18 protein-coding genes are annotated in these 21,483 nt (G+C 64.0%); 1 reads left to right on the forward strand and 17 read right to left on the reverse strand.

Annotation, left to right across the window (positions count from 1 at the left end):
- Positions 1-18: 18 nt before the first annotated feature.
- From ftsA to rsmH, 17 genes are all read right to left on the reverse strand, one after another.
- Entirely contained in the window at positions 19-1,338 is a 1,320-nt protein-coding gene (gene ftsA / locus LMTR13_RS31505; protein ID WP_065731161.1) for a cell division protein FtsA, read from the reverse strand.
- Entirely contained in the window at positions 1,335-2,324 is a 990-nt protein-coding gene (locus LMTR13_RS31510; RefSeq protein WP_065731162.1) for a cell division protein FtsQ/DivIB, read from the reverse strand. Before LMTR13_RS31510 ends, ftsA begins: the two co-directional genes overlap by 4 nt.
- A gap of 302 nt (positions 2,325-2,626) precedes the next feature.
- Positions 2,627-3,619, reverse strand: coding sequence for a D-alanine--D-alanine ligase family protein (locus tag LMTR13_RS31515; RefSeq protein WP_065731163.1), 993 nt, complete (start codon positions 3,617-3,619; stop codon positions 2,627-2,629).
- Positions 3,620-3,685: 66 nt separating this feature from the next.
- The gene (gene murB, locus LMTR13_RS31520; RefSeq protein WP_065731164.1) at positions 3,686-4,606 is read right to left on the reverse strand and encodes a UDP-N-acetylmuramate dehydrogenase; all 921 of its coding nucleotides are present in this window, start codon (positions 4,604-4,606) and stop codon (positions 3,686-3,688) included.
- A 2-nt stretch (positions 4,607-4,608) separates the two neighbouring features.
- Complete coding sequence (gene murC, locus LMTR13_RS31525; protein WP_065731165.1) at positions 4,609-6,012, reverse strand: UDP-N-acetylmuramate--L-alanine ligase; 1,404 nt, start codon at positions 6,010-6,012, stop codon at positions 4,609-4,611.
- Between the two features lie 137 nt (positions 6,013-6,149).
- On the reverse strand, positions 6,150-7,250 hold the full coding sequence (murG, locus tag LMTR13_RS31530) for an undecaprenyldiphospho-muramoylpentapeptide beta-N-acetylglucosaminyltransferase (RefSeq protein WP_065731166.1): 1,101 nt from the start codon (positions 7,248-7,250) through the stop codon (positions 6,150-6,152).
- Positions 7,251-7,288: 38 nt separating this feature from the next.
- Complete coding sequence (ftsW, locus tag LMTR13_RS31535) at positions 7,289-8,440, reverse strand: putative lipid II flippase FtsW (RefSeq protein WP_065731167.1); 1,152 nt, start codon at positions 8,438-8,440, stop codon at positions 7,289-7,291.
- A gap of 219 nt (positions 8,441-8,659) precedes the next feature.
- A complete protein-coding gene (locus LMTR13_RS31540; protein ID WP_065731168.1) occupies positions 8,660-10,102 on the reverse strand; it encodes a DUF5107 domain-containing protein in 1,443 nt (480 codons plus the stop codon).
- A 74-nt stretch (positions 10,103-10,176) separates the two neighbouring features.
- Positions 10,177-10,842 (reverse strand): nucleotidyl transferase AbiEii/AbiGii toxin family protein, encoded by a 666-nt coding sequence (locus tag LMTR13_RS31545; RefSeq protein WP_065731169.1) that lies wholly within the window; start codon positions 10,840-10,842, stop codon positions 10,177-10,179.
- Positions 10,826-11,152 carry a hypothetical protein gene (locus LMTR13_RS31550; RefSeq protein ID WP_065731170.1) on the reverse strand — a complete coding sequence of 109 codons (327 nt, stop codon included), beginning with the start codon at positions 11,150-11,152 and terminating at the stop codon, positions 10,826-10,828. Before LMTR13_RS31550 ends, LMTR13_RS31545 begins: the two co-directional genes overlap by 17 nt.
- Positions 11,153-11,221: 69 nt before the next feature.
- On the reverse strand, positions 11,222-12,622 hold the full coding sequence (gene murD, locus LMTR13_RS31555) for a UDP-N-acetylmuramoyl-L-alanine--D-glutamate ligase (RefSeq protein ID WP_065731171.1): 1,401 nt from the start codon (positions 12,620-12,622) through the stop codon (positions 11,222-11,224).
- 112 nt (positions 12,623-12,734) lie between these two features.
- Positions 12,735-13,841 (reverse strand): phospho-N-acetylmuramoyl-pentapeptide-transferase, encoded by a 1,107-nt coding sequence (mraY, locus tag LMTR13_RS31560; RefSeq protein WP_065731172.1) that lies wholly within the window; start codon positions 13,839-13,841, stop codon positions 12,735-12,737.
- 183 nt (positions 13,842-14,024) lie between these two features.
- Entirely contained in the window at positions 14,025-15,407 is a 1,383-nt protein-coding gene (locus LMTR13_RS31565) for a UDP-N-acetylmuramoyl-tripeptide--D-alanyl-D-alanine ligase (protein ID WP_065731173.1), read from the reverse strand.
- Positions 15,404-16,861: a UDP-N-acetylmuramoyl-L-alanyl-D-glutamate--2,6-diaminopimelate ligase gene (locus tag LMTR13_RS31570; protein ID WP_065731174.1), complete on the reverse strand. Its 1,458-nt coding sequence runs from the start codon at positions 16,859-16,861 to the stop codon at positions 15,404-15,406. Before LMTR13_RS31570 ends, LMTR13_RS31565 begins: the two co-directional genes overlap by 4 nt.
- A gap of 48 nt (positions 16,862-16,909) precedes the next feature.
- Positions 16,910-18,661: a peptidoglycan D,D-transpeptidase FtsI family protein gene (locus LMTR13_RS31575; protein WP_065731175.1), complete on the reverse strand. Its 1,752-nt coding sequence runs from the start codon at positions 18,659-18,661 to the stop codon at positions 16,910-16,912.
- The gene (gene ftsL / locus LMTR13_RS31580; RefSeq protein WP_065731176.1) at positions 18,658-19,050 is read right to left on the reverse strand and encodes a cell division protein FtsL; all 393 of its coding nucleotides are present in this window, start codon (positions 19,048-19,050) and stop codon (positions 18,658-18,660) included. The genes LMTR13_RS31575 and ftsL overlap by 4 nt, the downstream gene beginning before the upstream one ends.
- 2 nt (positions 19,051-19,052) lie before the next feature.
- Positions 19,053-20,231 carry a 16S rRNA (cytosine(1402)-N(4))-methyltransferase RsmH gene (gene rsmH / locus LMTR13_RS31585; protein ID WP_083219306.1) on the reverse strand — a complete coding sequence of 393 codons (1,179 nt, stop codon included), beginning with the start codon at positions 20,229-20,231 and terminating at the stop codon, positions 19,053-19,055.
- 362 nt (positions 20,232-20,593) lie between these two features.
- On the opposite strand from rsmH, the gene LMTR13_RS31590 reads away from it, so the two are divergent.
- Positions 20,594-21,379 (forward strand): N-acetylmuramoyl-L-alanine amidase, encoded by a 786-nt coding sequence (locus tag LMTR13_RS31590; RefSeq protein WP_065733121.1) that lies wholly within the window; start codon positions 20,594-20,596, stop codon positions 21,377-21,379.
- The last annotated feature ends 104 nt before the right edge of the window (positions 21,380-21,483 follow it).

Below are 21,483 nucleotides of genomic sequence, written 5' to 3' on the forward strand. Positions count from 1 at the left end.
TGGTTACAGGACCGGTCATCAGAAGCCCTCGCGAAGCCATCGTCCGACCTTTCCGAAATAGCCGTCTGTCCCTGTCTTGAGCTGCCGCGTATGCCGCGGTTCGACGTGTTCGAGGTGAGCGTATTGCGGATAGACCAGGAGGCCGGTGGGCACCGCGAACGAGGCGCTCTTGGCCTCGCTGGGCAGCCGGCCGAAACCGAGCGGACGGCCGATCCGGACCGGCCGGTTGAGAATGCGGGTGGCGAGTTCCACGGTGCCGGTGAGCTGGGAGGCCCCGCCGCTCAGCACGACCCGCGCCCTCGGCTCTGCCGCAAAGGGGGAATCCGCGAGCCGGTCCCGGACCATTTCAAAAATCTCCTCGGCGCGATGCCGGACGATGTTCGCGATCGTGGCGCGCGAGACAATCTGCGGAGCGTCGTGTTCCTCGCCTGCAGCCGGCACGGACATCAGCTCGCGCGCGTCAGACCCGCCGGTCAGCACGGTGCCATATAAAGTCTTGATTCGCTCGGCATCCGCAATGCATGCGCCGACGCCGCGTGCAAGATCCATCGTCACGTGCTGGCCGCCGAGCGCAAATCCGCTCGCGTGCACGAAACGGCCGGCGGAATAGGTCGCAATCGTGGTCGATCCGGCGCCCATTTCGACCACGGCGGCGCCGAGATCGGCCTCGTCGTCGGTCAGCACGGACAGGCCTGCGACATAAGGACTCGCCGACATGGCCTCGACGTTGAGATGGCAGCGCTCGACCACCAGCATCAAATTGCGGGCGACCGTGGCATCCGCCGTCACCACGTTCATGTCGACGCCGAACTGGCGCGCAACCATGCCGCGGGGGTCGCGGATGCCCTTGACGCCGTCCAGCGCATAGCCGACGGGGAGCGCGTGCAGCACCGTGCGCCCCTCGCCCGTGGCGTGGCGCATGCCGGTAGAGGTCACCCGGGTGACGTCCTCGGCGGTGACCGCGCCGCCTCTGATATCGGCGGCCGCCTCGACAAGCTGCCCCTGCAGCCGGCCGCCGGAAACCGACAGCAATATTGATTCAACGCGGACCTTGGCCATGCGCTCGGCCAGCGCCACCGCCTGCCGCACCGCCTGCTCGCATTCGGCGAGATCGACCACTGCGCCCGCCTTGACGCCGCGCGACTGGATCTGGCTGTAGCCGATCAGTTCGACCGCATGGGTACGGCCGCGCAGCGCGTCGCTCGGCGGCGACGGCTTCAGCCGCGCGATCATGCAGGCGATCTTACTGGTGCCGACGTCGAGCGAGGCCACCAGCGCCGTGCGCTTGTGGTCGACGGGGCGTGTCTTCGGGGTCTGGTTGCGATCGAGGCCGGTCATGCTGAATCACCGGCCTTCTTCTTGGTCTTCTTGTCCTTGAACAGTTCTTCGCGGGCCTTGGCCGCATCTTCCGACAATTGCACCGTCAGCCGGTCCGGCAGGCGCATGTCGACGGCGACGATGTCGCGCGAGAACAGCCGGTCTTCCTTGTCGAGCTTGCTCAACGTCGCCAGCGCGTTGCCGACGTCGTTCTCCGGCAGGCGAACGTCGAGGCCGTCCTTCAGCCTCAGATTCCACCGCCGCTCGCCGACCAAAATTGCAGCCTTGGTCACCGAGCGGACCTGCGGATAGCGGTCGAGCAGCGCGAGGAAATCACGGGCCCTGACATCGGCACCCTTTCCAACCACCAGCGGCAGCGTCACGAAGCGGCGCGACACATAGGGCTCCAGCACCGCGCCATCCTCGGAGATCACGGACAGCCGGCCGTCCTGCTGCCACAGCGCGAACGCCGTGCGCTCGACGATGTCGATCTGCAACTGGCCGGGATAAAGCTTCAGGATGGTGGCGTCGGCGATCCACGGATTCGCCTTGAGCTTGTCGCGCACGGTGGCCGCGTCGAGAAACAACAGCGAGGAGCGGCCACTGACGCCGCCGATCGCAAGCACCTCGTCCTGACTCAACTGCTTGCGGCCGTTGATAACGACGGTCGTGATGCGGAACCCGGCCGAATTGGCCAGCGTGTTGCGGGTATCGCGGAGCGCAACCATGAATTCGTCAACATGACCGCCCTTGACGATGCCGAGGCCGGCGCTGCCGAGCAGCATCAGCACGGTCAAAGCAATGCCGGTCCGATTCGGCAGATAGCGTTCGACCAGAAGGACCAGGCGATTCGGCGGCTCGCGATCGATCACAGGCTTCGCCGGGACACGGGCGCGACGGCCCAGCCGCTCGCGCAGCAGCACCACCGCTCCAATAGCGGCTGCTTTCAGGTCAGCCTGGGGCCCCACCGATCTCAGCGACCGCGTGAGGCGTCCTGCACCATCCATTGCACGAGCCTGTCCAAGTGTTGTTCCCGCAAGCTTTTTTGCGGGTCTTGGCCCAGATGACGTCTCGGCGGTGCCGGACTTAAGTGCTGACCTGAAGTCGGAACAGCGCACACCCCGGCAGCCAAGCGCCACATGCGCCGCCAGCGTTAACCTTCGGACTTAGTGGTAAACAAAGTGTAAAATCGGGGGGCTGCGGATAAGTTTTGGTGCGTCTTTTGAGTAGTTTGCCGGCCAACTGTTAGGATTTTGAAACAATTTTCATGGTCGGGCCGTGGTTCCCCGTTAACGACCGGCCGGGCCGGTCAGGCCCGCTCCCGGCTGCGCCGTTCGGCCAAGACGATCTGGTCACGCAGGAAATCCGGAAATTCGATCCCCTGGGCCTTGAGCGCCTTCGGGTAGAGCGAGGCCGCGGTCAGCCCCGGCAGGGTATTGGTTTCGAGGTAGACCGGCCCCTTCGCCGAGACGATGAAGTCGGTCCGGGAATAGCCGCTGCAGGAGAGCGCTTTGTGCGCTCGCAGCGCCTGATCCTGCAGTTGCACAGTGACGTCCGGAGAAAAGCGTCCCGGGCAGATCTCCTGAGTCGATTTGAGCAGGTATTTGGCGGTGTAGTCGAACGTGCCCTCGCCCGGGACGATCTCGATCGGCGGCAGCGACATCAATGCGCCATCCGATTGCTCCAGCACGCCGCAGGTTGCTTCCACGCCGGCGATGAACGGCTCGATCAGATATTCTTCGGTCCTGGCGGCGTTGCGGACCGCGACGAGGTCCTGCTTTGCATTGACGAAGATCAGGCCATAGCTCGAACCGTCCCGCGCCGGCTTCGCGATCAGCCTGCCGTATTCGGCAAACGCTCCGTCGAGGTCTTCAAGGGCAATACCTGCCGGAGCCGCGACACCTGCAATCGCCGCAAACCGTTTCGCCGCCACCTTGTCGAAGGCGAGGTTCGACGACGCCGAGCCGGACCCGGTGAAGGGAATGCTGCGCATTTCGCACATCGCCTGCAATTCGCCGTTCTCGGCCCGGCCGCCGTGCAGCCCGAGCACCAGCACGCGGTCTTCCGCCCTCGCCTTGTCGAGCGCCGCTTCCAGCGCAATGCCGCGGTTGCCGGGCTTGAATTCATCCTCGAAGGGACGCGAATGCTCGAGCAGCGCGTTCGAGCCGACCTCGTGGACGGTATCGGCGACGCACCAGAACCAGAGATCGGCTTCCGGCAAGGCGCGGTGCAACGCCTGCGCGCTCGCCACCGAAACCAGCCGCTCTTTATTGGTACCGCCGAACAGAATGGTCGTTCGCATCAGCCTTGCTGCCTCGCTTGCTTCGTCATTCCGGGGCGATGCGAAGCATCGAACCCGGAATCTCGACTATGCGGGAATTCCGATCCGCTTGATTTCCCAATGTAGCTCTATGCCAGAATTCGCTTTAACGCGCTCGCGCACGGTTTCGCCCAGCGTTTCAATATCATGCCCGGTGGCGTTGCCGGTGTTGATGAGGAAATTGCAGTGCATTTCCGAGACCTGCGCCCCGCCGACGCAAAGCCCGCGGCAACCGGCGGCATCGATCAGTTTCCACGCGCTGTTGCCGGGCGGATTCTTGAAGGTGGAGCCACCGGTCTTTTCGCGAATCGGCTGCGCCGTTTCGCGATGGTTTTGCACCTCGTTCATCCGCGCGCGAATGGTTTCGGCGTCCGCGACCTGCCCGCGAAAGCGCGCGGAGGTGAAAATGACTGATGGATCGATGCCGCTGTTGCGGTAGACGAACTTCATGTCGGCATTGGAGAAGACATGCTTCGTACCGTCACGGCCGATGCCGGTCGCCTCGACCAGCACGTCCTTGGTCTCGCTTCCATTGGCGCCGGCATTCATCCGCAGCGCGCCGCCGATGGTGCCGGGAATGCCGAAGAAGAATTCCATGCCGCCGATGCCGGCCGCCGCCGCGGTCTCCGCCACGCGCTTGTCGAGCGCGGCCGTGCCGGCGGTGACCGTATCACCTGAAGCCGAAGTCTCGCCGAACGCCCGCGGCGACAGGCGGATCACCACGCCCGGCATACCGCCGTCGCGCACGATCAAATTGGAGCCGACGCCGACGACATAGACCGGCAACTCGTTCGGAAGCAGCTTTAAGAAGTAGGCGAGATCCTCTTCATCCGCCGGCGTGAACAGCACCTGCGCCGGCCCGCCGACACGAAACCAGGTCAATTCGGCCAGCGACTGGTTCGCCAGCAACCGCCCGCGCAATAGCGGCATCGCGGCTTTCAGATCGGGCGTGATGTCGGGGAAGGTCACAGCTAATCCAACGCCTTCAGTTCGCCGGGCAGTGCGTAGGCCCATTGCGTGATGTTGCCGGCGCCGAGGCAGACGACGAGGTCGCCGGGGCCCGCGATGCCGCGGACGACTTTTGCCAGTTCCGTCGAACTCGGCAGCGGAATCACCTCGCGGTGGCCGTGGGCACGCAAGCCGAGCACAAAATGGTCGCGGTCGATGCCTTCGATCGGCGCCTCGCCGGCCGGATAAACCTCGGCAACAACAACCGCGTCGGCATCGTTGAAACACGTGCAGAATTCCTCGAACAGCGATTGCAGGCGGGTGAAGCGGTGCGGCTGCACCACGGCGATGATCTTGCCCCTATAGGAGTCACGCGCAGCCTTCAATACCGCGGCGATCTCGACGGGATGATGGCCATAATCGTCGATGACTGTGACGCCGTTCCACTCGCCGGTGCGGGTGAACCGCCGCTTGACGCCGCCGAACGCCGCGATTGCCTTGCGGATCGCTTCGTCGGAAATGCCGAGTTCGTGCGCTACCGCAATTGCCGCCGTCGCATTCGACGCATTGTGCCGGCCCGGCATCGGCAACACGATGTCCGTTATCTCGTGCGTGGCATCGGTCTTGCGGTTGCGGATCGCGACCTTGAATTTCGATCCGCCGGCGATCGGCGTCAGGTCCATCAGCCGTGCATCGGCCTGCGGGTTCTCGCCATAGGTGATGATGCGGCGATCCTCGATCCTGCCGACGATGCTCTGCACCACCGGATGATCGATGCACATCACCGCAAAACCGTAGAACGGCACGTTCTCGACGAAATTGCGAAACGCCTCCTGGATCGCCTCGAAGGTCTTGAAGTGATCGAGATGCTCGGGGTCGACATTGGTGACGATGGCGATCTCGGTCGGCAGTTTCAAAAACGTGCCGTCGCTCTCGTCGGCCTCGACCACCATCCAGTCGCCCGCCCCGAGCCGCGCATTGGTGCCGTAGGCGTTGATGATGCCGCCGTTGATCACCGTCGGGTCGAGATTGCCGCCGTCCAGAAGGGCTGCGACCATCGATGTCGTCGTGGTCTTGCCATGGGTGCCGGCGATCGCGACGCAGCTTTTCAGCCGCATCAGTTCGGCCAGCATTTCGGCCCGGCGCACCACCGGAATGCGCTGCGCGCGCGCTGCCATCAATTCGGGATTGTCGCGCTTGATCGCGGTCGAGACCACGACCACGTCGGCGCCGTCGACATTCTCCGCCTTGTGGCCGACCGAAACCTTGACGCCCTTCTCCCGCAGCCGCGCGACATTGCCGCTTTCGGAGGCGTCCGAGCCCTGCACGGTGTAACCGAGATTGACGAGCACTTCGGCAATGCCGCTCATGCCGATGCCGCCGATCCCGACGAAGTGAATGGGTCCGATCTCGCGCGGCAGTCTCATTGCATTCTCACCTTCGTCGTCATGCCCGGGCTTGTCCCGGGCATCCACGTCTTCTTCTCACTGACTTATGAAAGACGTGGATGGCCGGGACAAGGCCGGCCATGACCCGATAATGCTGAAAAATCATCTGGAACAGCCTAGATTCCGGCCGTTTTCGTCACCAGATCGGCCAGCCGTTCCGCGGCATCGAGCCGGCCGACCCGGCGGGCGGCCTCCGCCATCGCGATCAGGCGTACAGGCTCGGCGGCAAAGGCAGAGATTTCGGCAGCCAGCCGGTCGGGCGTGAATTCTGCTTGCGGAATCCGCAAAGCACCGTCCACCTTCGCCAATACACCGGCATTGGCGAACTGGTCCTGGTCGATCGCGCCGGGCAGCGGCACCAAAATCGAGGGCCGGCCGATCGCGGCGAGTTCCGCCACGGTACCGGCGCCGGAGCGCGAGACCACGAGATGGCTGGACGCCAGCCGCGCCGGCAGGTCGGCAAAGAACGGCGCGAGCTCGGCCTTGATCTTGAGCCGGTCGTAGATCGCCCGCACCCGCGCCATGTCTTCCTCGCGCACCTGCTGCGTCAGCACGATGCGGCTCCACAGCACCGGCTCCAGTCGTTCGATCGCGCCCGGCACGATGTCGCTCATCACCCGCGCGCCCTGGCTGCCGCCGACCACCAGCAAGCGCAGCGGCCCGTTCGGTTCGGGCGATGCAAACGGCACCGCGGCAGCGTCGAGGATCGCCGGGCGCATCGGCGTGCCGACCGTCGTGGTTTTTCCCCCGAGCGAGGGATCGCGATCGAGCACGCCGGGCAGCGAGGTCGCGATCGCATTGACGTGCTTGGAGAGAAAACGGTTGGCGCGGCCGAGCACGGCGTTGGCATCGTGAATGACGCCGGGCACACCGAGCAGCCGTGCCGCGATCAAGGGCGGCAGCGTCGGATAACCGCCGAAGCCGACCACGGCTGCCGGCTTCAGCCGCCGCACCAGATTGAGCGCTACGCCCGTTCCGTAGCCGAGCGTGATAATGGTGCGCGCCACCGACAACGGATTGCGGCCGCGCACGGTCTCGCTCGGCACCACATCGATACTGTCTCGGGTGAACAGGCCGCTGTAGCGCAGCGCACGGGCGTCGGTGGCGAGCCGAACGCGCAGGCCGCGCTTGATGAGCTCAACGCCGAGCGCTTCGGCGGGAAACAAATGGCCGCCTGTGCCGCCCGCGGCCAGCAGAATGAGGGGCGTGTTGTCCATGGCTTCAAATAGCCGACGCCGCAGCGCTAGTCACGCCCTCAAGCGTAGCTGCGCGCCACGCCGGCCGCGTTCATCGATTCCACTTCGGTGCGCGGGCGCTGCCGCGTCAGCGCCAGCATCATGCCGACGCCATAGGCGAGCGAAATGATCGAGGAACCGCCATAGGAGATAAAGGGTAGCGTCATGCCCTTGGCCGGAATCAGTTGCAGATTGACCGCCATGTTGATCGCGGCCTGCACGCCGAACAGGATCGCCAGTCCCGACGCCGCAAAGCGCGCGAACATGTCCTCGCTGGCATAGGCGCGCGTCAGCGTTCGGATCACGACGAAGGCAAATAGTGCAACCAGCGCCAGACACAGGATGATGCCGAATTCTTCGGCAGCGACCGCAAACACGAAGTCGGTATGGCTGTCCGGAAGACTGCGCTTGGCAATGCCTTCGCCGGGCCCGAGCCCGAACCAGCCGCCGTTCCAGAACGCCTCCATCGCCATGTCGACCTGAAAGGTGTCGCCGGAGGCCGGGTTCAGGAAGCGCCTGATGCGTCCGGCGACGTGCGGGACCAGGAGATACGCGCCGAACAAACCAGCCATCGAAACGCCGGCAAGGCCGAACACCCAGATCATCCGCATGCCGGCGATGAAGAACAGAGCGCCCCAGACCATCAGGATCAACATGGTCTGGCCGAAGTCCGGTTCCATCACCAAGAGCGCGACCAGCGTCAACAGCAGCGTGATCGCCATCGAGGTCGCCGGCATTTCCGGTCGCCTCGTCGATTCCGCAAACAGCCACGCTGCCATCACGACGAAAGCGGGCTTGGCCGATTCGGAGGCCTGGATGTTGACGCCGAGCAGCGTGATCCAGCGCCGCGAGCCCTTCACTTCGGCGCCGAACGCCAGCGTCGCCACGATCAAAACAACACTCACCACGAACACCAGCAGCGCGAGACGGCGGATCTGCCGGGGCGACAGGAACGATACCCCGATCAGCACCAGCAGGGACGGCAGCAGGAACAGCATGTGCCGGCTGAAGAAATGGAAGGGATCGAGCCCGATCCGCGTCGCCACCGGCGGGCTCGCCGCCAGCGACAGGATGACGCCACCCAGCATCAGCGCACCGATCGCGAGCAGCAGCGGCTTGTCCACGGTCCACCACCAGTCCGAAAACGGGGTGCGTTGGTCACGGGCGAGCATGGGCGTCCCCAAAATGGCAGAGTAACGCCCATTGGTGGCGCAGGATGGTTTATGGGGGGTTAATGAATTGCAAATGATTGCGGGATCTCGTGCCCCGGATGCAGCGCAGCGCGGAGCGGCGCGCTGCCAGGCCGGGGCCCATGGTGCTGTGGGTCCCGGCTCTGCGTCGCGGCATTACATGCCGCAACACGTCCAGGATATGATAGCGATCGGCAAGATTCATCTTATTCTTGTCTCGGCTGCGATTAGCTCTCTCCCGTCCGCGGTCATGATCGTCAGCCGCACCTGTTCGCCGCTGCCGCCTGCAGGAATCGGCGCGGAAATGCGATTTCCGTTTTTCGGGTTGGCTTTCACGGCGTCATTGAACAATATCGCATCGCCGCGTTTCAACGTTACGCGCAACGGCGCGGCCGGTTCGATGCTGAAGAACTGAAGATTCACGCCGGAGGCCGCGGCCGAGAGATTGATCACGATATTCTCGTTCGCATCGGTCGCATTGCTCATGCCGACGATCGGGCTATAGGTCTCCGTAACAGACACTTCGCCCCCTGCGGGAAGCTTGGCGCGGTGGAAAAACTGGTCCGACACGCCCGCCCACAATTCGACGTAAGGCCGCGCTTCGCTCGGATCCTTGCGTGCGTCGGCTTCGTTCGTGAACGACGGAAATCCCCACGTCCACATCTTCAGGCCCGGCGTGACCCTATTGTCAGCGATGCGGATGATCCCCTCTTCGTTGTCGTGATTGATGACACCCCAAAAATTCCCGCCTTGCATATCGGGCGCCGCGTACGCGATGCCCATAGTCGGCCAGTTCTTGAAGTAGCGCAGTTTTTCAAAACGGCTCCTGCCCAGACCCAAGCTCTCGTCGCCTTCGGAAAGGTTGGCCGACCAGGCAGGCGTGCTGTAGGCCTGGATCGGCGCAATGATTTCGGCGCCGCCGGTCGTCTTGGGATTGTTCGGGTCCGATCCCGGCGCCAGCGTCATGCACGTCCAGTACTCGTAGTCGACGGTCTTGTCCTGCGGATTTCTCAGCAGCACGCGCGTATCGAGCGCGGCGCGATCGGCTTTCAGCGTGACATAGTAAGTCGCTTCGATGCCCGTCGCCCCCTTGAGGAACTGCGCTGGTGCCGCAGAATATGCGAAATCATCCTTGAGCGACATCGACACCGTCACCTCTTGGGCACTCTCCTTCACGATCTTAAAGTCCCACGGCTTCAGCCACGTCCGGCCGTGCTCGGGATCCGGGAATGTGGGAAAAATGCCGCCATACACCATCAGCCAATCGTAATAAAAATTCCCGGCACTGATCCCGTAAGGTACGCCGACTTCCGTGCGATACAGTTGTTCGTGACCGGTCGGTTTGTAGATGATGGAAAGAATGCGCCCGCCAAATTCGGGGACCAGCGTCACCTTCAGATAACGATTTTCGAGCACGTGGGTCTTGAACGTGCGATCGACGATGGTCTTCTTGTCGAGCGACCCGCTGACGAATCCGCTCTCCGCAGAGGTCGCGTATTTGACCGTGCTCCACGAAATCGACGACTCGCTGAGAGATACACTGTCGGATATCGGCGCCGCATCCACGGCGGAATGAAACGCGAAGGCCGCCGATAGTGCAGCCGCGAAACGGACACCGGAGCGTGCGGGAACCTGAGTTGCCATTTACGAAGCCTTCGAATGAGCAGGAGCGACCATCCAGCGCGCCCGCAGCAATTTCGAAACTGCGGCATGCCGGCTCATTCAGCCGAGAGCAATCCCTTCAACATAGGCACCTCCGGCACGTCGGAAACCCGGTCTCGCGCCGCGCGAAGCAGATCCCGATCGGCTTTAGGAAGAGACGGCAAATCACCGTCCTTAAAGAAACCTAGGGCCCTCAGAGGAAGTGCGGGATCTCGTCGGTAGTTTACCGCAAACGCCCCCAATGCCTTCTCCAGCGAAACACCCGCGGAGAGCATTGCAGAGATGTCGCGATAATCCTTGGCTTCGGCGCGATCCAAAATCGCCTTCAGCTTGGTCGCAAGCAGGTCTTCGAGCGAAGCTACGAACAGTACCGAATCCCGTGTTCGAAGCGGATCGTTGATCCGCCCAAGCGCGAGCCCCCCAAAGAAGGACACCTTGACCGATCCGGACGACATCGGCACGTCCATGACCAGGGAATTTTTGTCTTCCTGAATAGTCCGTGCATTCCGGACAAACTGAAAACTTGTCTCGATGCGCGCTTTGTCCAAGGGCTCGGCCTTGAAGAAATCAAAATCGATCGAGACGCGATGACCCAAGTGGAGCGCAACGGCAGTGCCGCCATACAACACGAATGACAGATCGGGTGCCGGAGCCAGTTGAGGCCAGATCTCCTTCTGGGCCGGCGGAAGGATTTCGATGCGGGGTTCAAACGGATCCGGCATCGAACGATCTCACCGGAGCGGCGTCGGGTATCCGGCGGCCGGTTGCGCGCATCAGGCGGCCACGCCAAAATTCCCATGACCGCTCATCGATCCACCCCGGCTGCGCCTGAAGCATCGTTTCGGCAAGTCGATCGTAGCCAACCATCTGCTCCAACTGCCTCACCTCCTCAAAACCCGCCATGCTCATCGCCTGGGCGAGAATCCTAATATCCGAGCGGGGCTGAGGACCAACAGGCTCCCACCAAAAAAACTTCCTCTCCAGATCAGACAAAAACTCCTTGGGGAGGTCGCGGGTCGGTGAAGTTTCCATGGCAATAAGTTTAGCACGCGCCGCCAAACTAAGCCAGTCGGGGCCCAAGTGGAGCCGATGGTTCGGCCCTTACACCACCGGCTTCACGCCGGGCATCGCCGTCACCAGATCGCGGAACGCCGCGCCGCGGATTTCGAAGTTGCGGTACTGGTCGAACGAGGCGCAGGCCGGCGACAGCAGCACCACCGGATCGATGAGCCCCGACGCCTCCGCGTCTCGTGCGGCATTGGCAACCGCTACATCGAGTGTCTCCGAAATCTCGTGCGGCACGCGCTCTCCCAGAGTGTCCGCAAACTCCTGCGCGGCCTCGCCGATCAGATAGGCTTTTCGGATGCGCGGAAAGTATTCGGTGAGACCCGTGATGCCGCCCTGCTTCGGCTTGCCGCCGGCGATCCAGAAGATGTCGGCAAAGGACGACAGCGCATGCGCGGCGGCATCTGCGTTGGTGCCCTTGGAGTCATTGACGAACAGCACGTTGCCGCGGCGGCCGACCTGCTCCATGCGGTGCGCGAGACCCGGAAAGCTGCGCAGGCCGTTCTGCAACGTGTCGGTCGAAATGCCCATCGCCAGCGCGCAGGCCGAGGCGCAGGCCGCGTTCTGCGCGTTGTGCAGCCCGCGCAGCGAACCGATGCCGCCCAGCCTTGCAACCTCGTTGCGTGCGCCGCCGGATGCCTGCACGACGGTTTCGCGCTCGACATAGATGCCGTCGGGCAAAGGATCCTTCACAGATATCCGCACCACGCGCTTGCCTGCCTGGTCGAGCCGGTCGGCGATGTTGCGGCACCAGATATCGTCGACGCCGACGATGGAGGCGCCCTGCGGCTGCACGCCGGCGACGAGCCGCGCCTTCACCGCAGCATAGTTTTCCAGCGTGCCATGGCGATCGATGTGGTCTTCGCTGACATTGAGCAAAATGCCGACGGAGGGATCGAGCGAGGGCGCGAGATCGATCTGGTAGGATGACATCTCGACCACATGCACCCGTCCCATCCGCGGCGGCTCCAGCGAGAGGATCGCCGTCCCGATGTTGCCGCCCATCTGGGTGTCGTAGCCGGCGACCTTCATCAGATGCGCGATCAGCGCCGTCGTGGTCGACTTGCCGTTGGTGCCGGTGATGGCAACGAAGGGTGCGTCCGGCGCGTGACGGCGGCGCTCGCGGCAAAACAGTTCGATGTCGCCGATCACCTCACAGCCGGCCTGCCGCGCCATCAGCACGGACCAATGCGGCGCGGGATGCGTCAGCGGCGCCCCGGGCGTGAGGATCAGCGCCGAGAAATTCGACCACGATACCGCACGAAGATCGGCGGTGGTGAAACCGGCTTGCGCCGCCTTGGCGACATTGTCGGCGCTGTCGTCGCCCGCGATCACTTCCGCGCCGCCGGCTTTGAGCGCGTGGCAGCTCGCAAGGCCCGAACCGCCGAGGCCGAACACGGCGACCGTCTTGCCCGCGAATGACGTGACGGGAATCATGATGCCTCGACGGTCATTCCGGGGCGATGCGTCAGCATCGAACCCGGAATCTCGAGATTCCGGGTTCGTGCTTCGCACGCCCCGGAATGACAGCCGTAGAATTGCATGATTGTCACCGCAGCTTCAGCGTGGAGAGACCGGCGAGCGCCAGCATCACCGAGATGATCCAGAACCGGATCACGATCTGCGGCTCGGTCCAGCCCTTCTGCTCGAAATGATGATGCAGCGGCGCCATCCGGAACACGCGTTTGCCCGTCAGCTTGAACGAGGCCACCTGCACGATCACGGAGACGGCTTCCAGGACGAACAATCCGCCGATCACGGCGAGTACGATCTCGTGTTTCACCGCGACCGCAGTGGCGCCGAGCATACCGCCGAGCGCGAGCGATCCGGTATCGCCCATGAAGATCGAGGCCGGCGGTGCGTTGAACCAGAGGAAGCCGAGGCCGGCGCCAAGCACAGCGCCGCACAGCACCGCGAGCTCGCCGGTGCCGGCGACGTAGCGGATCTGCAGATAGTCGGAGAACACCGCGTTGCCGGTCAGATACGAGATCATGCCGAAACTGGCGGCAGCGATCATGACGGGCACGATCGCAAGCCCGTCGAGACCGTCGGTCAGGTTTACAGCGTTGCCGGCGCCGACGATGACGAAGGCGCCGAAGATCACGAAGAACCAGCCGAAATTGATCACCACATCCTTGAGGAAGGGTACCGCCAGCGACGTCGATGTCGCATCGCGGCCGAGCCGCACCAGCGCGTAGCAGGCCGCGATCGCAATCACCGCTTCGATCATAAGCCGCAACTTGCCGGCAAAGCCGCTATGGCTCTGTTTCGTCACCTTCAGATAGTCGTCATAAAATCCGACGAAGCCGAAGCCGAGCGTCACCGCCAGCACGATCCAGACATAGGGGTTGAGTGGGTTGGCCCACAGCAGCGTCGCCACCACGAGGCCCGAGAGGATCATCAGCCCGCCCATCGTCGGCGTGCCCTTCTTGGAAATCAGATGCGATTGCGGGCCGTCGGTGCGGATCGGCTGGCCCTTGCCCTGCCGGAGCCGCAAGTGATCGATGATCCAGGGCCCGAACAGGAACACGAACAGCGCGCCCGTCACCATCGCCCCGCCGGTGCGGAAGGTGATGTAGCGAAACACGTTGAAGAAGCCGCGGAAGATGCCAAAACCGGGAACGGTGTTGGAAAGCTCGATCAGCCAGTAAAACATTCAAAAGGCCCTATCACGCGGCTTGGTTGCGCCGTCTTTGGCGGGAAGCGCTCCGGGAACGCGTTCGTTCCGGGAACGCCTTGATAATCGTTTTCATCCTCAAACCAAGCAAATCTTGGTCACGCACGGGGTATTGACGAATCGCGTTTCGCGGAAGCAACGCACCCGCCGGGTGCGGACAGTTTACGCCTTTGCCTGCAAGGCGGCCAGCAGCCTGGGCACAAACTTGTTCACCCAGAACATCTTTTTGCTGCCCTTGACCACCACCACGTCCCCGTCCCGCAGCAGTGCGGCGATTTGTTGGGGATCGAGCGTGACCGGGTCTTCATGCCAGCCGAGCGCCCGCTCCGGCGGCACGAGGTCGTATAGGTGGCGCATCAGGGGGCCGACACAGTAGATGCCGTCGATATCAGGCAGGTCCTTCGCGAGTTTCTCGTGATAGGCGGGCGCATCCGCGCCCAATTCCAGCATGTCGCCGAGAATGGCAATGCGCCGGCCTGATTTCACCGGCCGCGCTTTCAGACTGCCGAGCGCGGCCACCATGCTGGCGGGGTTGCCGTTGAAACTGTCGTCGATCACGGTGACGCCATGAGCCGCCTGCTCCACGCCGCGGCCGGTCATGATGCCGACATCGCCGAGTTCCTTCGCCAGCGCCGCCGGATCGAGCCCCGCGGCATGGATCGATGCCAGCGCGGCCAACGCGTTCTGCAGACGATGCGGCGCACCAGGCGTCAGGCCGAATTCGATTGGCTTGCCGTTCACTTGCGCGGCGACGTCCCAGCTCTCGCCCCGGGCGGTATGCCTCAATGCGTGAATATCCGAATCTTCACCGAAGCGAACGACCTTGCCGTTCCATTCCGGCGCCTCGACATCATCAGGCAACACCAGCACGCCGTCCTTCGGCAAGCCTTGCGCGATACTAACCTTCTCGCGCCGGATCGCTTCCAGGCTGCCCAGCTTTTCCAGATGCACAGGCTGCACGTTCACGACCAGCGCGACGGTTGGCTTTGTCAGCTCGCTCAGCCGCGCGATCTCGCCGGTCTGGTTCATGCCCATCTCGACGACCCATACGCTCGCTCGCGGGCTGGCATTGCAGAGCGTCAGCGGCACGCCCCAAAAATTGTTAAAGCTGCTCGGGCTGGCATAGGCATTCGGATAGGCGGCGAGGAACTCCTTGGTACTGGTCTTGCCGGCACTGCCGGTCAGGCCGATTAGCGGCCCGGCAAACCGCGCCCGCGCCGCGCGCGCGAGCGCCCACAGGCCATCGATCAATGTATCCTTGACGATCAACTGCGGAACGCGGACGCCATCGATGGCGTGCGGGACGATCATCGCCGCCGCGCCGGCCGCCCCGGCCTTGTCGGCGAATTCCCAGCCGTCGCGCGCGCTGGCGAAACTGGAGATGAAGCCGCCGCTCGGCGTGCCGCTCAACGCCACGAACAGGCTTCCGGGCTTCACCAGGCGGCTGTCCTGGGTGACGAAATCAATCGGCGTGTCGGGGTATTCGCCTGATAGTCCCAGCGCGCGTGCAATCTCGGCAACCGTCCACAATGGTGTCGCGCTCATGCCAGCCTCGTTGCGAGCGCGGCGGCCACCGCCTCGTGATCGCTGAACGGCAAAACCTTGTCGCCGACGATCTGGCCGGTCTCGTGGCCCTTGCCGGCGATCAGCAGCGCATCGCCCGGCTGCAGCGCTGCGATCCCTGCCCTGATCGCCTCGGTGCGATCGCCGATTTCGGCTGCGCCCTTGGCCGCGGCCAGAATGGCGGCGCGGATCGCTGCCGGATTTTCGCTGCGCGGATTGTCGTCGGTGACGATGACCTGATCGGCATTCTCGGCCGCAATCGCGCCCATGATCGGGCGCTTGCCGGCGTCGCGGTCGCCGCCGGCGCCGAAGATGACGACGAGCTTGCGCTTTGCATAAGGCCGCAGCGCCTGCAACGCCTTCGCCAGCGCGTCCGGCTTGTGCGCGTAATCGACGAAGATCGGCGCGCCATTGTGTTCACCGACCCGCTCCAGCCGCCCCTTGGCGCCTTCGAGATGTTCGAGCGCGTCGAACACGGCCGCCGGCTCGCTGCCGGTGCCGATCGCGAGCCCGGCGGCGACCAGCGCGTTCTCGATCTGGAACTCGCCGACCAGCGGCAGCTTGACCGTGTAATTGCGCCCGCGGTGTTCGAGCGCGAGGTCTTGCGCGAATCCTTCGACGGTGACGCCAACCAGGCGGATGCCTTCACCGGCGCCATCGGCATTGCTACCGACGGCAATGACTCGCAAGCCGCGCGCCTGCGCTGCCTCGATCGCCTGCTGCGAACAATCATGATTGGCCGAAACCACGGCCGCGCCTTCGGGCGCGATCAGATCGCGGAACAACCGCAGCTTGGCGGCGAGGTAATGCGCCTCGTCCGGATGGTAATCCATGTGGTCGCGCGAAAGATTGGTGAAGCCACCGGCGGCGATGCGCACGCCGTCGAGCCGGAACTGGTCGAGCCCATGCGAGGAGGCCTCAAAGGCGAGATGCGTGACGCCATCGCCCGCGATCTCGTCGAGCTGCCTGTGCAGCGCGATCGGATCCGGCGTGGTCAGCGAGCCGTAGACCGTGCGTGTGGGCGACACCAGACCGATGGTGCCGATGCTCGCGGAAGCGTGGCCGAGCCGTTCCCAGATCTGCCGCGTGAACGCGGCCACCGAGGTCTTGCCGCTCGTACCCGTGACGGCTGCGATCGTTGCAGGCTGCTGCGGATAGAATCTCGCCGCCGCCAATGCCAGCGCGCGGCGCGGATTCGGCGTGACGACAAAGGGAACGCGGGCGTTCGAAGAGACGCGTTCGCCGGCTACCGCAACCGCGCCCGCCTTGACCGCGGATTCAATGAAGCGGGAGCCGTCGGTCTTGGTCCCCGCGAGCGCGAAGAACAGATCACCGGGCTTCACCGCTCGGCTGTCGACGCTAAGACCTTTCACTTCGACGGCTTCCGCCTGCGGTTCGATCGCAGCGTCATCGCTGAAGAGGTCGCGAAGTTTCATCTCGTTCCAGTCCGTCCCGGCGCAGTCTGGCGCGCGTGACAGTACGCCTTACTGGGTTGTCTTCGATGCCGCAAGAATAAGGCGGTCGGACGGCGGCAGGTCGAAGCGCGGCTCAATGCCCAGCAGCGGACCGATGCGGGCAATCACCTTGCCGCCGGTCGGTACCGCGTTCCAGCCCGAGGTGATGAAGCCATGGGTCTCCGGCAGCGCCTTCGGCTCGTCCAGCATGACCAAAAGCTGATACTGCGGATTGTCGGCCGGGATGATCGCGGTGAAGGAATTGAGCACCTGCTTCTTGGAATAGCGGCCGTTGACCACCTTTTCCGAGGTGCCGGTCTTGCCGCCGATGTAGTAGCCCTTCACGTCGGCCTTCTTGGCGGTTCCGATCTCGGCGTTCTGCCGCATCAGATACCGCATCTTGTCGGAGGTTTCGGTTCGGAGCACCTTCTTGGCGATGGCGCGCGCCTCCTCTTCCGACCGCTTGAGGAAGGTCGGGGGAATCAGAAGACCGCCATTGATGCAGGCGTTGATGCCCATCACGGCCTGCAACGGGGCCACCGCGATACCATGGCCGAACGACGCCGTGATGGTGTTGAGCTCGGTCCAGCGCTTCGGCACGATTGGCGAAGCGCTTTCTGGCAGTTCGGTGCGCAGCCGGTCCATCTGGCCGAGCTTTTTCAGGAATGCCTTGTGTGCCTCGACGCCTTGCGCCAAGGCGATCTTGGCCGCGCCGACGTTGGAGGAGAAGGTGAACACTTCCGACAGCGTGATCGGACGGCCGACCGGATGGGTGTCGTGAATGGTGAACTTGCCGAACTTCAGCGTCCCGCGCCCGTCATAGAGCGTGTTGAGGTTGGCCTTGCCGGAATCCAGCGCCATCGCCAGCGTCAGCGCCTTGAAGGTCGAGCCCATTTCGAACACGCCCGTGGTCAGGCGGTTAATGCGGTCGGGGTCGTGCGCCTCCTTCGGATTGTTCGGGTCGAAATCCGGCAGCGACACCAGGGCCACGATTTCGCCGGTCCGGACGTTGGAGACGAGGCCGGAAGCCGCCTTGGCCTTGTACTTCTCTTTCGCCTTCAGCAGCTCGTCCCGCAGCGCATGCTCGACGCGCAGATCGATCGACAGTTCCACCGGCTTCTGCAAGCGATCGGTGGCAAAGCCCGCGCGGTGCAGGTCGGCCAGACCGTTATTGTCCAGCCATTTCTCCATTCCGGCGATGCCCGCGTTGTCGATGTTGACCAGGCCGATCAAATGCGCGACGGCGGCGCCGGTCGGGTAGACGCGCTTGTTCTCGCGCAGGAAGCCGATGCCGGGAATGCCGAGTTTGTGAATGTCGTGCTGCTGTTTTGGCGTGATCTCGCGCTTCAGCCAGACAAAGCCCTTGCGTGACGACAGGCGCGTGCGCGCCTCCGCGATGTCGAGGTCCGGCAGGGCTGCGGTCAGCAGCTCGATGGCCTCGTCCTTGTCGATGATGCGCCTGGGCTCTCCGAACAGGCTCGGCGCCTTGACGTCGGTCGCCAGCACCTCGCCGTTGCGGTCGACGATGTCGGGCCGCGCGGTTGCAATCGCGTCCTGCGAGGCGGTGCGGCGCGCGCCGTGGCTGTCGGCGCCGATCGCGAACATCACCAGACGTCCGGCCAGCACCGCATAAATCGCCGCGAATAGCAGGATCGCAAGGCCCACACGGGCTCGCGCCTTGGCGGCACGGTCGACGTTACGCCCGTAGAGCAGGCTGCGGATCAACCGCTGCCGCCACGGCTCCGCAGGCCTCCTGGAGGTGGTAAGCGACCGGCCGGTCATTGCTGATCTCCCGGTGCGGGCACGGAGCCGGTTGTGGGCGGCGCCTCGGCGGCAGCCTCGATGGTGTTGATCATCGCGCCGATCGGATCGGGGGCGCCCGGCCGTGCAAAAGCCGGCGGCCGCTCCGGCAAGTTCTTCAACTGGTCATACTGCGTGGCGACCAGCGGCTTCAGGCCGAGATGACGCTCGGCAAGTCCCTGCAGCCGCGCCGGCGCATCGAGCTTGGCCCATTCGGCGCGCAGCGCCGCAATCGCATCGCGCTGCTCGCGGATCTCGGCATTCAGCCGCAGCACACGCTCGACGCGCGCGGTCGATTCCATCTTGATCCGGTAGACATAGGCGGCCGCGAACACCAGCACGCCGATGACGAGGAAGTGGATGATCCGCATGGTCAGCCTCCCCTCATCACGTCGGCAAGCGTAGGCCACGCCGGCAGGCGGCCTGCTGCATGCGCCGGCGCCGCGGTGCGCTCGGCCGCGCGCAGTTTTGCCGAACGCGCGCGCGGATTGGCGGCAAGCTCGGCTTCACCGGGGGTAACCGGACGCTTCGTCAGAATCTGAAAACTCGGCACCGCCTGCGCCACTTCGGGCAGATGGCGCGACCCCCCGCCAGCCTTGCCGCGCGCGTTGAGGAAATCCTTGACGATTCGGTCTTCCAGCGAATGGAACGAGACGACCACCAACCGCCCGCCGGGCTTCAGTACGCGCTCCGCCGCCGCAAGCGCGAGATGCAGTTCGTCGAGTTCGGCATTGACGAAGATCCGCAAGCCCTGGAACGTGCGGGTTGCCGGGTGAATCTCGCTGGGCTTCGAGCGAACCACCCTGCCAACGATATCGGCCAGTTGTTGGGTGGTCGTAATCGGCGCCTCTTTCCGCGCCGCCACGATAGCGCGCGCGACGGCGCGGGAATGGCGTTCTTCGCCAAAAATATAGATGATGTTGGCGAGATCGGTCTCGGAGGCCTTCGCCACCACATCGGCCGCCGTCGGTCCGTCATGGCCCATCCGCATGTCGAGCGGGCCGCCGAGCCGGAACGAGAAACCGCGCTCGGCCCGATCGAGCTGCATCGAGGAAACGCCGACGTCCATCACGACGCCGTCCACCGCCTCCACGCCTTGCGAGGCGCAGATTTCGGCCATGTTGGAGAATCGATCCTCGACCAGGGTCAGCCGGCCGCCGGACTGCTCGACCAGATCGAACCCGCCGGTAACCGCCGACCGGTCGCGGTCGATGCCAATGACCTGAGTTCCCGGAATCTCGAGAATCGCGCGGCTGTAGCCGCCGGCGCCGAAGGTGGCGTCGACATAGGTGCCGCCGTCCCTGGGACCTAGCATCTCGACCGCCTCGCGGCCGAGCACCGAAATATGGAGGGGCGCAGCCGGGCTCATGCGCCATCCTCTGGCGTTTCCCAGTCTGTGGTACGAAAACTGGACGCGAACGGGCCCATTGCGCCTCAAATCTTTGCGCCTCGCCGGGCTTTTCCGGCCCAAAAGCCGCGAACAGGCGGAATTGCCGCTTCTCGCCCGGCCCCGCGACCCCTCATTTCCAGACGGAATTTGCTGGGTTGCCATAGCATTTTCGAGCGTGAAAGAGGGCCTCGGCCGTCCCCAACCCGGTTCGGCTCTTCACCACTTAGTAACGGCACTTAGCGTTAAGAAAGCGTTGATGGTCGCTCGCGGATTTTGCGCGCTTTCGAAACACTGAGAAATGGTGATGCGCCTCGCACACACTTGGTCAAAATGCGAGATGGAACTCGGCCGGTGGATTGCGCGACTGCACCGCAAATGAATAGTAAACAGCATTGCCCTTGAACACGATGTTGCCGCTCTGCCGCCCAGTTTGGGTTTAAAAAATGGCTACTGGTTCGTTCACATCTGCTGGTATTGATTCGAGGCGTCAACGCGCCCTTCCCGTGCCCAGGGCCAACGCCGACATGAAGACCTTTACTCCGGATTCCTCGATCGCATCCGATGTCATCCCGTCGCCGAACTGTGGCGACCGCAACAACGGCCGCGTCGCCGACATGATCCTGCTGCACTACACCGGCATGCCGGATGTGGAAGGCGCAATCGCCCAGCTCTGCACCCCCGGCACCGACGTATCAGCCCATTACATCGTGCTGGAGGACGGCCGCATCGTGCAGTGCGTGCCGGAGGCCAAGCGCGCCTGGCACGCCGGGGTATCGTGCTGGGCCGGCGAGGAAGACATCAATTCCTGCTCGATCGGCGTCGAGATCATCAATCGCGGCCACGATTGGGGCTATCCGGATTTCCCGTCGCGCCAGATCGCGGCCGTGATCGCGCTGTGCCGCGGCATCATGCTCCGTCGCAAGATAGCTGCGCATCGCGTGCTCGGGCATTCCGACGTCGCGCCGGCGCGCAAGAGGGACCCCGGCGAAAAATTTCCGTGGCATTTGCTGGCGAATTCCGGCGTCGGCCATTGGGTGCAGCCGGCGCCGATCGTGCGCGGCGAAACGCTCAAGCTCGGCAGCATCTCAGACGGCGTCGCCAATATGCAGGCGGCGCTGGCCAAATACGGCTACAAGATCCCGACCCAGGGCAAGTTCGACGGCCCGACCATGGAAGTGGTCACGGCGTTCCAGCGCCACTTCCGCCCCGCGCGCGTCGACGGCATCGCCGATCACTCGACCATGAGCACGCTGCACGCGCTATTGGCGAGCCTGCCGGCAGAGGCGACGACGGTGGTCGCGGCGAGGTAACTGCGCTCCTCGCCCCGCTCTTGCCGGGTCGAGACGAGCGAAGCTCGCGCTTAGAGGGTCGGGGTGAGGGGCTGTCTCCGCAAACTCGAAAGATCTGAGGACGC

It is taken from the genome of Bradyrhizobium icense, assembly GCF_001693385.1.
Lineage (GTDB): Bacteria > Pseudomonadota > Alphaproteobacteria > Rhizobiales > Xanthobacteraceae > Bradyrhizobium > Bradyrhizobium icense.

Coding starts and splice junctions, on each gene's coding strand:
- LMTR13_RS31575 (WP_065731175.1), bottom strand. CDS start 18,661: ATGACCGGCCGGTCGCTTACCACCTCCAGGAGGCCTGCGGAGCCGTGG.
- LMTR13_RS31510 (WP_065731162.1), bottom strand. CDS start 2,324: ATGGATGGTGCAGGACGCCTCACGCGGTCGCTGAGATCGGTGGGGCCC.
- LMTR13_RS31515 (WP_065731163.1), bottom strand. CDS start 3,619: ATGCGAACGACCATTCTGTTCGGCGGTACCAATAAAGAGCGGCTGGTT.
- LMTR13_RS31565 (WP_065731173.1), bottom strand. CDS start 15,407: ATGAGCGCGACACCATTGTGGACGGTTGCCGAGATTGCACGCGCGCTG.
- LMTR13_RS31570 (WP_065731174.1), bottom strand. CDS start 16,861: ATGAAACTTCGCGACCTCTTCAGCGATGACGCTGCGATCGAACCGCAG.
- ftsW (WP_065731167.1), bottom strand. CDS start 8,440: ATGCTCGCCCGTGACCAACGCACCCCGTTTTCGGACTGGTGGTGGACC.
- LMTR13_RS31590 (WP_065733121.1), top strand. CDS start 20,594: ATGAAGACCTTTACTCCGGATTCCTCGATCGCATCCGATGTCATCCCG.
- LMTR13_RS31545 (WP_065731169.1), bottom strand. CDS start 10,842: ATGCCGGATCCGTTTGAACCCCGCATCGAAATCCTTCCGCCGGCCCAG.
- mraY (WP_065731172.1), bottom strand. CDS start 13,841: ATGTTTTACTGGCTGATCGAGCTTTCCAACACCGTTCCCGGTTTTGGC.
- murD (WP_065731171.1), bottom strand. CDS start 12,622: ATGATTCCCGTCACGTCATTCGCGGGCAAGACGGTCGCCGTGTTCGGC.
- murG (WP_065731166.1), bottom strand. CDS start 7,250: ATGGACAACACGCCCCTCATTCTGCTGGCCGCGGGCGGCACAGGCGGC.
- ftsA (WP_065731161.1), bottom strand. CDS start 1,338: ATGACCGGCCTCGATCGCAACCAGACCCCGAAGACACGCCCCGTCGAC.
- LMTR13_RS31540 (WP_065731168.1), bottom strand. CDS start 10,102: ATGGCAACTCAGGTTCCCGCACGCTCCGGTGTCCGTTTCGCGGCTGCA.
- ftsL (WP_065731176.1), bottom strand. CDS start 19,050: ATGCGGATCATCCACTTCCTCGTCATCGGCGTGCTGGTGTTCGCGGCC.
- LMTR13_RS31550 (WP_065731170.1), bottom strand. CDS start 11,152: ATGGAAACTTCACCGACCCGCGACCTCCCCAAGGAGTTTTTGTCTGAT.
- murC (WP_065731165.1), bottom strand. CDS start 6,012: ATGAGACTGCCGCGCGAGATCGGACCCATTCACTTCGTCGGGATCGGC.
- rsmH (WP_083219306.1), bottom strand. CDS start 20,231: ATGGCAACCCAGCAAATTCCGTCTGGAAATGAGGGGTCGCGGGGCCGG.